Genomic DNA, 11,665 nt, shown 5'->3' with positions numbered 1-11,665 from the left:
TGGTGGCCAGCGAGGTGCGCAGCCTGGCCGGGCGCAGCGCCGACGCGGCCAAGGAGATCAAGCAGCTGATCAGCGCCTCGGTGGAGCGCGTCGAATCGGGCGCGCGCCTGGTGCACAACGCGGGCACTACCATGGACGAGATCGTCGGCTCGGTGCAGCGCGTGGGCCACATCATCGGCGAGATCACGGCGGCCTCGGGCGAGCAGTCGGACGGCATCGGCCAGGTCAACACCGCCGTGAACCAGCTCGACCAGATGACCCAGCAGAACGCTGCCCTGGTCGAGGAATCGGCCGCGGCCGCCCACAGCCTGCGCGAGCAGGCCACCCGCCTGGCCGGCGCCGTGCAGGTGTTCAAGCTCTCGGGCACGCCGGCCCTCGGCCTGTCGGCAGCGGAGGTGCCCGCGCTCTGATCCGGCACTTTTTCTGACGGGAGTCAGCGGCGCCATCGTTTATCCTGAACTCCCTGCGGCCTTTGCCGCCCGTCCCGACTACGCGCCATGGTTCCCTTCACTGCCGACGTGCCCACCATGCTGGTGATGATCATCCTGTCATCGCTGGCGGCCGCCTTGGCCATGGCGGTCATGACCTGGGGCAAGCGCCGCGAAGGGGTGGAGCTGTGGGCGCTGGGCCTGCTGCTCAACGCCATGGCCTATGCCCTGTTCGCATCGCGCGGCCACATCCACGCCCTGCTGTCCATCGTGCTCGGCAATGTGCTGCTGTGCGGCGCATTCACCAGCCTGGCGGCGGCGCTGCTGCAGTTCCAGGGCCGGCCCATGCCCTGGCCCGCCCTGGTGGTGGTGCCGGTGCTCATGGCGGCCGGCATGGGCTGGTTCATCGACGACTATGCCGCGCGCGTGGTGGTCGCCGGGCTGCTGCTCGGTGCGCTGAGCCTGTGGGCCCTGTGGATCCTGTTCTCGCGCCGCGAATCCACGCCCGGCCGGGGGGCCTGGCTGGTCATGGCGATGCTCGCCCTGCAGGCGCTGGTGTTCCTGGTGCGCGTGCTCGTGGTCGGCAGCAGCGACCAGCCGGCCACCGGCATCATGCAGCCCAGCGGCGTGCAGACGCTGACCTTCAGCACCACCTTCATCGAGCTCATGGTGGCCACCATGGGCTTCATCTTCATGGCCCGGGACCGTGCGGACGAGAACAACCGCCGCCTGGCAGCGCTCGACCCCCTGACGGGCGTGGCCAACCGGCGCGCGGCGATCGCCGCGCTGGACCGCGACGTGGCGCGCGCGGTGCGCACGCGCGAGTCCATCTCGGTGATGATGGTCGACATCGACCATTTCAAGCGCGTCAACGACCACTACGGCCACCCCGTGGGCGACCAGGTGCTGTGCAGCGTGGTGAACCTGCTGCGCGAGCGCCTGCGCTCGCAGGACCTGGTGAGCCGCTATGGCGGCGAGGAATTCCTCATCGTGCTGCCCGACACCGACCTGATCGGCGCCCACCAGCTGGCGCGCCAGCTGTGCGAATCGGTGTCCGGCGCGCGCCACCGGCATGAGGGCAAAGACATCAGCGTCACGGTGAGCATCGGCGTCTTCGGTGGCCGGCTGGAGCCGGGCGACAGCTGGGACATGCTGATCTCGGCCGCCGACCGGGCCCTGTACCGGGCCAAGGAGCTCGGGCGCAACCGGGTGGAGGCCGCGGTTGCGCTGCACCCGCCCTCGTCGCCGTCCTCGCTGGACAGCAACCCCGAGACCCTTCCCGCTTCAGGATACTCAGGGTATTGACCAGGGACAGGCCCCATCCCATGCCGGGACAGGGGCAGTTCCCGGGCGGTGGCGCACCCGCGCGCGTTGTGTTGGAATGCTGGTTTCATCCCGCCAGAGGAACACCACCATGAACGCCCGCGTCCCCTCCCACGCCCTGCAACCCGCACTGGCGCTCGAGCGGGTGAGCCAGGCGTGGGACACCGACATCCTGCGCCAGCTCACCGACTACATCGCCATCCCCGCCAAGTCGCCCGGCTTTGCCCCCGACTGGGCCGAGCTCGGCCTGCTCGACACCGTGGTGCGCAACGCCGCCACCTGGGTCGAAGCCCAGAAGGTGCCCGGCCTGCGCCTGGAGATCGTGCGCCTGGAAGGCCGCACCCCCGTGCTGTTCTTCGAGATCGACGCCACCGCACCCGCCTCGACCCAGACCGTGCTGATGTACGGCCACCTGGACAAGCAGCCCGAGTTCTCGGGCTGGCGCAACGACCTGGGCCCCTGGACGCCCAAGTACGAGGACGGCAAGCTCTATGGCCGCGGCGGTGCCGATGACGGCTACGCGGTGTACGCCAGCGTTGCCGCGGTGCAGGAACTCAAGCGCCAGAACGTGCCGCACCCGCGCATCGTGGGCCTGATCGAGACCTGCGAAGAAAGCGGCTCGGGCGACCTGCTGCCCTACATCAATGCCCTGAAGCCCCGCATGGGCGACGTGGCGCTGGTGGTCTGCATGGACTCGGGCGCCGGCAACTACGACCAGCTGTGGCTCACCACCAGCCTGCGCGGCATGGCCAGCGGCACGCTCAAGGTCGAGGTGCTGACCGAAGGCATCCACTCGGGCGACGCCTCGGGCCTGGTGCCCTCGTCCTTCCGCATCATGCGCCAGGTGCTCGACCGCCTGGAAGACAGCGCCACCGGCCGCCTGCTGCCCGCCAGCTTCCACTGCGAGGTGCCGGCCGACCGCCTGGCCCAGGCCCGTGCCACCGCCGCCATCCTGGGCGAGGAGGTGTACAAGCGCTTCCCCTGGGCCCACTACGACTGCGGCGGCTCCACCGCCTTCGCCCTGCCCACCACCACCGACCCGCTGCAGGCCCTGCTCAACCGCACCTGGACGCCCACGCTGAGCGTGACCGGTGCCGAGGGCTTCCCGGCGCTCAAGGACGCGGGCAACGTGCTGCGCCCTTACACCGCCTTCAAGCTCAGCCTGCGCCTGCCCCCGCTGGTGGATGCCGGCCAGGCCGTCCAGGAACTCAAGGCGCTGCTCGAGGACAACGCCCCCTACCAGGCCAAGGTCACCTTCGAGCATGGCGGCGGCGCCACGGGCTGGAATGCCCCGAGCACCACGCCCTGGTTCGAGCGCGCGCTCAACGAGGCATCGCAGGCGCATTTCGGCGCGCCCTGCGGCTACATCGGCCAGGGCGGCACCATTCCGCTCATGAACATGCTCAGTGAAGGCTTCCCAGAGGCGCAGATGATGGTCTGCGGCGTGCTCGGCCCCAAGAGCAATGCCCACGGACCCAACGAGTTCCTGCACGTGCCCTATGCCAAGCGCCTCACGGCCTCGGTGGCGCATGTGATTGCGGCCATGGCGGCCGAGCAGGCCGTGGCCGCACCAGCGGCCTGAGCCCCCGCGGGGCGGCACCACCCGTGCGGGTGGCCTGTCGCCCCCGCGCCGCAGTGCGGCATGAAATCCATTGACGGCGCCGCGGGGCCCCGTCACGATGCCTGCATGCGGCAGATTGTTGGCTGCGCGCACCTTTTTCCTGCCCGCTCCCGGGCCACGATGCCCACCTCTGCCGCCCTGCCCGATGACCGAACCCGTTGCCTCCACCCTGACCACCTTCACCGCCAGTGACGGGGAGAACCTGGCCGTCCAGGACTGGCCGCTGGCGCCGGGCCAGGTACAGCGCGGCACCGTGCTGCTGGTGCACGGCCTGGGGGAGCATGTGGGCCGCTACGACGCGCTGGCGCGGCAGCTCGTTGGCTGGGGCTTTGCCGTGCGCGGCTACGACCAGTACGGCCATGGCGAATCGGCCGGGCCGCGCGGCGGCCTGACCTCGGACAGCCGGCTGCTCGACGACCTGGCCGACATGGTCGACGCCCTGCGCGCACGCACCCCCGAGGGGCTGCCCCTGGTGCTGCTGGGCCACAGCATGGGCGGGCTGGTGGCCTCGCGTTTTGTCGCACTCGGCCTGCGGCCTGTGGATGCGCTGGTGCTCTCGTCGCCCGCGCTGGACCCCGGCCTGGGTGCGGTGCAAAAGCTGCTGCTGGCCACGCTGCCGCGCATCGCCCCCAACCTGCGCGTGGGCAACGGTCTCGATGCGCAGTACCTGTCGCACGACAGTGCCGTGCCTGCCGCCTACCTGGCCGACCCGCTGTGCCATGACCGCATCAGCGCGCGCCTGGCGCGCTTCATTGCCGATGGCGGCCCGGCCACCGTGGCCGCAGCGGCGCAATGGAAGGTACCCACCCTGCTGATGTGGGCCGGCAGCGACAAGCTGGTGAACCCGGCCGGCAGCCGCGCCTTTGCGGCCGCAGCGCCCAGCGCCCAGGTGCAGTCACGCTGCTTCGAGCCGCTGTACCACGAGCTGTTCAACGAGCGTTCCGACCTGGCAGCGCCCGTGTTCGAGACCTTGCGCCACTGGCTGGACATGCGCTGTCCGGTGCGCGCAGGCCGCTCCGAGGCCCGGGACCGGGTCGCATCCGTCGCCTGATCCCGATCCGCCAGGCCCTGGCGGATCCCGCCGGGCGCCTACTTGCTGAGCAGGCCGCCAAGCATGCCGAACAGATCGCTGCTCTGGCCCAGCCCGCCCTGGGGTGCATGGCCTTGCGGCGTGAGCTGGTCGAGCAGGCCCGGCAGCACCTGTGCCAGCTGGTTGGCCGCATCGGACTGGCCCACGCCCAATTGCGATGCCACCTGCGACAGCGGGCCGGAACCGAGCACGCGCGAGAGCTGGTCGCCCGAAATGGCCTGGTTGGCCCCGGTGCCGAGCCACGAAGCGATCATGTCGCCCAGGCCCGCCTGCTGGAATTTCGCCATCAACCCTGGCAGGCCGCCCACCGGGCCGTCATTGCTCACCAGGGACAGCACCGCCTGGATGAGTTGCGGGTTCTGCGCGGCCAGCGCCACCAGCCCGCCCAGGCCCCCGCCGCCTTGCGCGGCCGATGCACCGCCATGGCCCTGCGACGCGTTCTGAATGACAGCGCCCAGCACTGAATCGAGCAAACCCATGGTGATCTCCTGAAAAAGACAAGGGCAGGGCCGAAGCGGCCTGCCACCTGGCGATGGTACGCAGGCCAGAGCCTGCCCCCATGTCAACAATGGTGAATTGTTCTACCGCCCGCCGCCGGTCGATAGCAGCGAGCGGCTCACTTGCTGCGCGGCGCGCGTTTTTCCAGCAGCGGAGCGCTCACGCCCTGCACGCCCACCAGGCCGAGCACGGTCACCAGCGAGTTCTGCGCGCCCTTCCAGGCGTCGGTCAGGTCGATCCATTCCGACAGCGCATGGAAGCCCCCGGTCTTGCCACCGCCGCCGATCACGATGGCCGGGATGCCCAGGGACATGGGCACGTTGGCATCGGTGCTGGCGCCGCTGAGCACCGTCTTGTGGCCGAACGCAGTGTTGGAGCGCACCGCGGCCTCGACCAGGACCGTGTCCACCGCCGTGCGACCACCCGGGCGGTCGCCGATCAGCCTGGTCGACGCGCTCAGCGTGGCCACGCCCCAGCGCTTGTTCTCTTCGGCCACGGCCTCGTCCACGGCGGCCAGCACCTGCTTTTCGGTGGCCAGCAGCGGTTCCATCGCGTCGGAGCGGATGTCCACGGCCATGCGCGCATCGGGCGCGATGGTGTTCACCGAGGTGCCGCCGCCCACCGTGCCCACGGTGAAGGTGGTCTTGGGCGTGGTGGGCGTGCGGATCTCGGAGATCTTGGCGATGGCCCGGCCCATGCCGTGGATGGCGCTCGGTACCTGGCCGAAGGCCGCGAAGCTGTGGCCGCCCGGCCCCTTGAAGGTGACCTCGTGGCGGTGGCTGCCCGTGCCCTGCATCAGCACCGTGCCATCGGGCGCAGGCTCCAGGGCCACCATGCCGTCGATGTCCAGGTGCTCGGCGAACAGGTGCTTCATGCCGCGCAGGTTGCCCAGTTCCTCCTCGCCCACGTTGCCAACGAACACCAGGTCGCCCACGGTGGCGATGCGCTGGTCGTTGAGCACCTTGAGCCAGGACAGCAGCACGGCCAGGCCGCGCGTGTTGTCAGAGATGCCGGGTGCATACAGGCGGCCATCGCGCTCCTTGACCTTCACGTCGGTGCCGGCCGGGAACACCGTGTCCATGTGGGCCGAGACCACCAGCTTGGGGCCCTGGCCCGTGCCCTTGCGCACGCCGACCACGTTGCCTTCGGCATCGATGGCAGCGCTGGTGAGACCCAGCGCCTTCATGCGGGCCAGGAAGGCTTCGGCACGCTTTTGCTCCTTGAAGGGTGGCGCCTCGATCTCGGTGAGCATCTTCAGGTCGCCGATCGAGCGCTCATGGTCGGCCTTGACGGCCTCGAGCAGTTGGTGGATCTGCGGCGCCGCCATGAGCTGGGTGTAGGCCTGGTCCACGGCGGGGCGCAGCTGCGTGGGCGTGGGGGCGACGGCCTGCGCATGGGCCGTGCCGGCGCACAGGGCGGCGACGGACAGCGACACGGCGCTGGCGGAAAAGGCAAGGCGGCGGACAGGGGATAAGGTCATGGCTGTAAGGAAAATTGACTGGTGAGAGGCAGAGCGGGTGCACGGCCATGGCCGTGACACGCTGATGACAGAGCAATTGTTGGGCCGCGAGAGGACCTTCTGCTCTGCTTTAATCTGGCATCCCGTCAGTTTTTCTTACATGCACCGCCACATCCCCAGCACCCGCGCCCTGTTGATTTTCGATGCCGTGGCGCGCCACCACGGCGTGGGCAAGGCCGCCCAGGAGCTGTGCCTGACGCACAGCGCCGTGAGCCAGCAGCTGCGCCAGCTCGAAGGCCAGCTCGGCCTGCAGCTGGTGCAGCGCAGCGCGCGCGGCACCGAGCTGACCGCGGTGGGTCGGCGCTACCACGCGCAGATCACGGGTGATCTGCTGCGCCTGCAGAACCACACACGCGAGGCCATGGCCCAGCGCTCCGACGGCACCAGCCTGCAGCTGGGCTGCGTGCCGGTGTTTGCCGAGCGCTGGCTGCTGCCGCGCCTGCCGGCCTTCCTGGCCGAGGAGCCGGCCTGCAGCGTGCACCTGCAGGTCTACCCCACGCAAACCTACATGGCCGAGATCCCGTTCGACGTGGCCGTGCAGTACGACGATGCGGCCTGGCCCGGGGCCCTGCAGCAGCCGCTGCTGCGCGAGACCTGCGTCGCCGTCTGCGCGCCCGGCTCGCGCCACCGGCGCGCCATGGCACGGGGCGACTTCAGCGCCGTGCCGCTGCTGCAGCTCAGCTCGCGCCTGGGGGTCTGGGACGACTGGTTCGCCCATGCAGGCATCGCGCACACACCGGCGCACAGCCTGGGCGGGCACCGGTTCGATCTGTTTTCCATGCTCGTGGAGGCGGTGCGCGCGGACCTGGGCGTGGGTCTGGTGCCGCAGTACTTCGTGCAGCGCGAGCTGCAATCGGGCGAACTGGCGCTGGCCCATCCCTTCGTCGACAGCGGCCTGCGCGGCTACAGCCTGTTCGTCGCACGCGAGCGGACAGAGGAGCGCGCCGTCGCCGCCTTCGTGCGCTGGCTCACGCAGGCCGTCGCGGCCGAAGCGCCGAAGGAAGCACTATGGGCAACGGCGGCGCTGCACGGCCAGCCATAGCAGGCCCGCGCCCGTGACCACGATGGGCACCAGCGAGCCCGCGTTGAGCAGCGTCCAGCCCTGGGTGGTGACCAGCACGCCCGACGAGAAGGCGCTTACCGCCAGCGTAGCGAACACGCAGAAGTTGATCGCCGCCTGCGCGCGGTCCTTCTCCTCGGGGCGGTAGGCCGTCATCGCCAGCGTGGTGGCGCCCGTGAACAGGAAGTTCCAGCCCACGCCCAGCATGAACAGGGCGATGCCGAAGTGGTGCAGCTCCAACCCCGACAGCGCCACCGCCACGCAGGCGAAGTTGAGCAGCACGCCCGTGCCCATCACGGGCAGCACACCCAGGCGCTTGATCAGGTGGCCCGTGAAGAAGCCCGGGGCGAACATGCCGATCACATGCCACTCGAGCACCAGCGCGGCCTGGTCGAAGCCAAAGCCGCAGACCTGCATGGCCAGCGGCGTGGCGGCCATCAGCAGGTTCATCACGCCGTAGCCGAGCGCCGCCCCGAGGATGGCCACCACCAGGGCGGGCTGGCGCATCAGCTCGGCCAGCGGCCGGCCGGTCTGCGGCTGGCCCGCCGCATTCAGCACCACGGGCAGCTTCTCGAAGCGGATGGCCGACATGGCGGCCATGGCCAGCAGCGCCACGCCCATGAGCGCAAGGTAGGCCCCGGCAAATGGCACCGAGAACAGCGTGCGCGTGGCACTGGCCAGGTTGGGGCCGGCCACGGCGCCCAGCAGGCCACCGGCGAGCACCACTGAGACGGCCTTTTCGCGGTAGTCCGGCGCGGCCAGCTCGGCAGCGGCAAAGCGGTAGAGCTGACCGTTGGCGCTGTAGTAGCCGGCCACCACGGTGGCCGCGCACAGCAGCCAGAACTGCGCGCTGAACGCGGCCCAGGCGCACAACGCTGCCGACAACAGGGCCACGGCCAGGCCGATCTGGAACGAGACCTTGCGCCCCCAGCGTGCCTGCGTGGCCGCCACCAGCGCGGTCGACAGCGCGCCGCCGACCACGTAGCCCATCACCGGCAGCGTGGCCATCCAGCCATAGGGCGCCAGCTGCAGACCGACGAGCCCGTTGATGGCGATGAAGACGACGTTGTTGGTGAGGAAGAGGCCCTGGCACAGGGCCAGCAACCAGAGGTTCTTGTTCATTCAGCGCAGCGGGCAGGGGAGGGCGCCATTGTGCACAGCGCCCCGGACGGGTTACTCCAGCCAACCCTTCGGAACCTTGTCGGCCTTGGTCTCCACCGGGTTGGCCGTGAGCGACTGGGCCGGGTACTGGCGCAGGAACTCCTTGGCCTTGTCCGCGCGCGCACCGAGCCAGGCGTCGTAGGCCCCTTCGTTGAGGATGGCGGGCATGCTTTTTTCGCTGCCCGGCTGCTGGTAGCGGTGCATGAGCGCGTGGTTGTTGGCGTTCACGGTGATCAGCGCATAGCTGAGCAGCACCTCGCCGTCCGGCCCCTGCCAGCGCGCCCACAGCCCTGCCACGCCCATGGGCTTGCCGTCCACGCGCGCGATGCGGGTGGGGCGGGCCTTGCTGCCCTGGCGAAAGTCGTCCTCGTAGAAGGCCGCCATGGGCACGATGCAGCGCTGGCCCTGGAGCCAGGCGTCGCGGAACGCCGTCGCCGTGGAGGCCAGGTCGGACTTGGCGTTGACCAGCTTGGGCGCGCGCAGCTTGCCGTCGGACGCCGACTTGACCCAGTGGGGTACCAGGCCCCATTGCGCGGGCACCAGTTCCCGGCGCCGCCCGGGGGCTGCGCCCGCATCCCCCCCTTCGCCCTCGGCCACCGCGACCTCCGGCGTGGCGGGCAGCCGGATGAAAAAGCCGCTCTTGCGCGGCCACAGGTGTTGCTCGCCCAGCGCATCGGGCGCCGGCACGCCCAGGGATTCGGGGTAGGCGCTGGCGTGCTGCAGGGTTTCGTAATGGGTGCTCATGCCAGGATGGTACCCGCGCCATCCCGCCATACCGGTTGCTCAGGACCGCAGGTGCGCCCCGGAGGCCCCCAGCGGCCGGGGCGAAGGGGCCACCGCCACGCGGTTGCGCCCGAGCGCCTTGGCCGTGTACAAGGCCTGGTCGGCCCGGTCCAGCGTGTGTTCGATGGTCTCGCCGGGCAGGTGCTGGGCCAGGCCGGCCGACACGGTGAAGCACACGGCCTCGGACACGTGCAGCACCTGGAGCTGGGCCACCGCGCTGCGCACCCGGTCGAGCAGCTCCATCCCGTCTTCCAGGCGGGTATCGCAGAGCATCAGCACGAACTCCTCGCCGCCCCAGCGGGCCAACACGTCGGTGTCGCGCACGCTGCCGCGCACGGCGGCGGTGAAGGCCTGCAGCGCCCGGTCGCCGGTGGAATGGCCGTGCAGGTCGTTGATGGGCTTGAAGTGGTCGATGTCCAGCAGCGCCAGCAGCAGCGGACGCCCGTTGCGCAGGCTGCGCCGCTGCTCGAGCAGCATCAGGTCGAGCATGGCGCGGCGGTTGAGCAGGCCGGTGAGTTCGTCGCGCATGGCCAGTTCGCGGTTCTCAGCCAGGGCCTGGGCCAGCGCCTCGCGCTGCAGGCGCAGGCGCAGGCGGATGTTCTGGATGCGCAGGTTCAGGGCAATGGAGCCCGCCAGCACCAGCAGCACCATGAGCGCATAGGCCGTGTCCACGACGCCATAGGTGCCGGCATTGAAGCGCGCCGCTGCGGCCACCGCCACCACGAAGGCCGCCAGCGCATAGCTGCCAATGCCCACGACCTGCGCCAGCGTCAGGCCGAAGGTGCCGAAGAACAGGATCATGGCCAGCACGGCGGGCACCACGCCGCGCGCGTCACCCGCGAGCACATAGGCCACGGCGCCGCTGGTGATGGTCCAGGCCATCTGGGCCATGGTGAGGGAGGGGTCCGGCAGCCGCGCGGACCAGCCGCTGAAGACCATGGCGGTCATCACCATGAGGCCGCCCACCGACACTGCGGCCCACCACTGGACCGCCTCTTCGTGGGCGGTCATGCCGGCATGCGCGAGCATGAGCATCACGCCCGAGCTGCCGATCATGAGCAGCAGCGCAAGCAAGGCCATGCTGCCTATCGTGCGCTGCCGACGGTCCGTGGGAAGGATAGAGCCCACCAGCCGCCGCCAGTGGGTGGGTTTGTGCAAGGGGGCCTGCCTCTCCTGCCAAGGGCCCATCGCCCGGGTTGGGCGCGCTGGGCCAGCGGCGCTGCCCGCGATTTTACGGGCGGGGCCCCCTGCGTGGGGCTTTTTTGTGTCGCGTCCGTTCCTGGCTCAGGCCAGGGTGAGCGCGGCGAGGGCCGCCAGGGGCGCCGTTTCGGCCCGCAGCACGCGCGCGCCCAGGGTGACGGGCGCAAAACCGTGCTGCAGCGCCAGATCCTCCTCGGCCGCGCTCAGGCCGCCTTCGGGGCCCGAGAGGAACACCACCGGCCCGTTGCCTGCCGCCCCCGTGTGCAGCGGCACGGTGCCCGCCCGCAGGGACAGCAGCAGGCGCTGCGCCGCACCGGGGGTGCCCGGCTGCAGGGCCTGCGCACGCAACCAGGCGGCCAGGTCGACGGCACCGTGCACCACGGGCACGCGGTTGCGCCCGCACTGCTCGCAGGCGGCCACGGCCACGGCCTGCCAGTGGGCGATTTTCTTGTCGGCGCGCTCGCCCTTGAGCTTGAGCACGCTGCGCTCGGCCACCAGCGGGGTGATGCTGGCCACGCCCAGTTCGGCGGCCTTCTCCACGAGCCAGTCCATGCGCTCGTTGGCGGTGATGCCGGCCAGCAGGTGCACGGCGCGCGGCGCCTCGCGCTCGACGGCATGGTGGGCGCCGACCTGCACGCGCACGTCGCTGCGGCCCATGCGCAGCACGGTGGCCTCGAATTCGCCACCAGGGCCGTCCTGGCCCCCGTGGAAGAGGGTGATGGCGTCACCGGGCTGCAGACGCAGCACCTGCACATGGCGGGCGGCGCCCGGAGGCAGTTCGATCTCGGCGCCGGGAGCGAGATCCACGGGGCAATGGAAGCGGGGCATGTACGTTATCTCTTCAATGGCATATCAATTTCCCATGGCGCCGAACGCAACCCGCAACGCACAAAAACTGGCACGGTCCAAGCCAGTGCCCCCGCGCAAGGGCCGCCCCGCCGCGCTGGGGGCGTCCCCCTCCCAGATTGCGAAGCAATATGAG

At 70.4% G+C, this 11,665-nt stretch carries 11 protein-coding genes; 5 read left to right on the top strand and 6 right to left on the bottom strand.

The window, feature by feature from the left end; all coding sequences use genetic code 11:
- The 4 genes from PMI14_RS27295 to PMI14_RS27280 all read left to right on the top strand — a co-directional run.
- Window positions 1-410 (top strand): methyl-accepting chemotaxis protein (locus PMI14_RS27295; RefSeq protein WP_081497411.1); only part of this gene is annotated, 410 nt, incomplete at its 5' end.
- A gap of 87 nt (window positions 411-497) precedes the next feature.
- Entirely contained in the window at window positions 498-1,733 is a 1,236-nt protein-coding gene (locus tag PMI14_RS27290) for a GGDEF domain-containing protein (protein ID WP_007859575.1), read from the top strand.
- Window positions 1,734-1,842: 109 nt separating this feature from the next.
- Window positions 1,843-3,333, top strand: a complete 1,491-nt coding sequence (locus PMI14_RS27285; RefSeq protein ID WP_007859574.1) for a M20 family metallopeptidase — start codon at window positions 1,843-1,845, stop codon at window positions 3,331-3,333.
- A 184-nt stretch (window positions 3,334-3,517) separates the two neighbouring features.
- Entirely contained in the window at window positions 3,518-4,423 is a 906-nt protein-coding gene (locus tag PMI14_RS27280) for an alpha/beta hydrolase (RefSeq protein ID WP_007859573.1), read from the top strand.
- A gap of 38 nt (window positions 4,424-4,461) precedes the next feature.
- Here PMI14_RS27280 and PMI14_RS27275 read toward each other — a convergent pair whose 3' ends face one another.
- Both PMI14_RS27275 and PMI14_RS27270 read right to left on the bottom strand, forming a co-directional pair.
- Window positions 4,462-4,941 carry a YidB family protein gene (locus PMI14_RS27275; RefSeq protein WP_007859572.1) on the bottom strand — a complete coding sequence of 160 codons (480 nt, stop codon included), beginning with the start codon at window positions 4,939-4,941 and terminating at the stop codon, window positions 4,462-4,464.
- A 137-nt stretch (window positions 4,942-5,078) separates the two neighbouring features.
- A complete protein-coding gene (locus PMI14_RS27270) occupies window positions 5,079-6,440 on the bottom strand; it encodes a M20/M25/M40 family metallo-hydrolase (protein ID WP_007859571.1) in 1,362 nt (453 codons plus the stop codon).
- A 139-nt stretch (window positions 6,441-6,579) separates the two neighbouring features.
- Here PMI14_RS27270 and PMI14_RS27265 point away from each other — a divergent pair, with 139 nt between their 5' ends.
- Window positions 6,580-7,521, top strand: coding sequence for a LysR family transcriptional regulator (locus PMI14_RS27265; protein WP_007859570.1), 942 nt, complete (start codon window positions 6,580-6,582; stop codon window positions 7,519-7,521).
- Here the strand turns inward: PMI14_RS27265 and PMI14_RS27260 are convergent.
- From PMI14_RS27260 to PMI14_RS27245, 4 genes are all read right to left on the bottom strand, one after another.
- Window positions 7,486-8,661 (bottom strand): MFS transporter, encoded by a 1,176-nt coding sequence (locus tag PMI14_RS27260; RefSeq protein WP_007859569.1) that lies wholly within the window; start codon window positions 8,659-8,661, stop codon window positions 7,486-7,488. The genes PMI14_RS27265 and PMI14_RS27260 overlap by 36 nt on opposite strands.
- Before the next feature lie 51 nt (window positions 8,662-8,712).
- Window positions 8,713-9,444 carry an SOS response-associated peptidase gene (locus PMI14_RS27255; protein WP_007859568.1) on the bottom strand — a complete coding sequence of 244 codons (732 nt, stop codon included), beginning with the start codon at window positions 9,442-9,444 and terminating at the stop codon, window positions 8,713-8,715.
- A gap of 39 nt (window positions 9,445-9,483) precedes the next feature.
- Entirely contained in the window at window positions 9,484-10,563 is a 1,080-nt protein-coding gene (locus PMI14_RS27250) for a diguanylate cyclase (protein WP_007859567.1), read from the bottom strand.
- Between the two features lie 204 nt (window positions 10,564-10,767).
- Window positions 10,768-11,511, bottom strand: coding sequence for a 16S rRNA (uracil(1498)-N(3))-methyltransferase (locus PMI14_RS27245; RefSeq protein WP_007859565.1), 744 nt, complete (start codon window positions 11,509-11,511; stop codon window positions 10,768-10,770).
- Window positions 11,512-11,665: the final 154 nt, after the last annotated feature.

Source organism: Acidovorax sp. CF316 (assembly GCF_000276605.1).
Lineage (GTDB): Bacteria > Pseudomonadota > Gammaproteobacteria > Burkholderiales > Burkholderiaceae_C > Acidovorax.
The sequence above is the reverse complement of the archived record's forward strand: the minus strand, read 5'-3'. Positions and strand labels throughout refer to the sequence as shown.

Coding starts and splice junctions, on each gene's coding strand:
- PMI14_RS27290 (WP_007859575.1), top strand. CDS start 498: ATGGTTCCCTTCACTGCCGACGTGCCCACCATGCTGGTGATGATCATC.
- PMI14_RS27285 (WP_007859574.1), top strand. CDS start 1,843: ATGAACGCCCGCGTCCCCTCCCACGCCCTGCAACCCGCACTGGCGCTC.
- PMI14_RS27280 (WP_007859573.1), top strand. CDS start 3,518: ATGACCGAACCCGTTGCCTCCACCCTGACCACCTTCACCGCCAGTGAC.
- PMI14_RS27275 (WP_007859572.1), bottom strand. CDS start 4,941: ATGGGTTTGCTCGATTCAGTGCTGGGCGCTGTCATTCAGAACGCGTCG.
- PMI14_RS27270 (WP_007859571.1), bottom strand. CDS start 6,440: ATGACCTTATCCCCTGTCCGCCGCCTTGCCTTTTCCGCCAGCGCCGTG.
- PMI14_RS27265 (WP_007859570.1), top strand. CDS start 6,580: ATGCACCGCCACATCCCCAGCACCCGCGCCCTGTTGATTTTCGATGCC.
- PMI14_RS27260 (WP_007859569.1), bottom strand. CDS start 8,661: ATGAACAAGAACCTCTGGTTGCTGGCCCTGTGCCAGGGCCTCTTCCTC.
- PMI14_RS27255 (WP_007859568.1), bottom strand. CDS start 9,444: ATGAGCACCCATTACGAAACCCTGCAGCACGCCAGCGCCTACCCCGAA.
- PMI14_RS27250 (WP_007859567.1), bottom strand. CDS start 10,563: ATGGCCTTGCTTGCGCTGCTGCTCATGATCGGCAGCTCGGGCGTGATG.
- PMI14_RS27245 (WP_007859565.1), bottom strand. CDS start 11,511: ATGCCCCGCTTCCATTGCCCCGTGGATCTCGCTCCCGGCGCCGAGATC.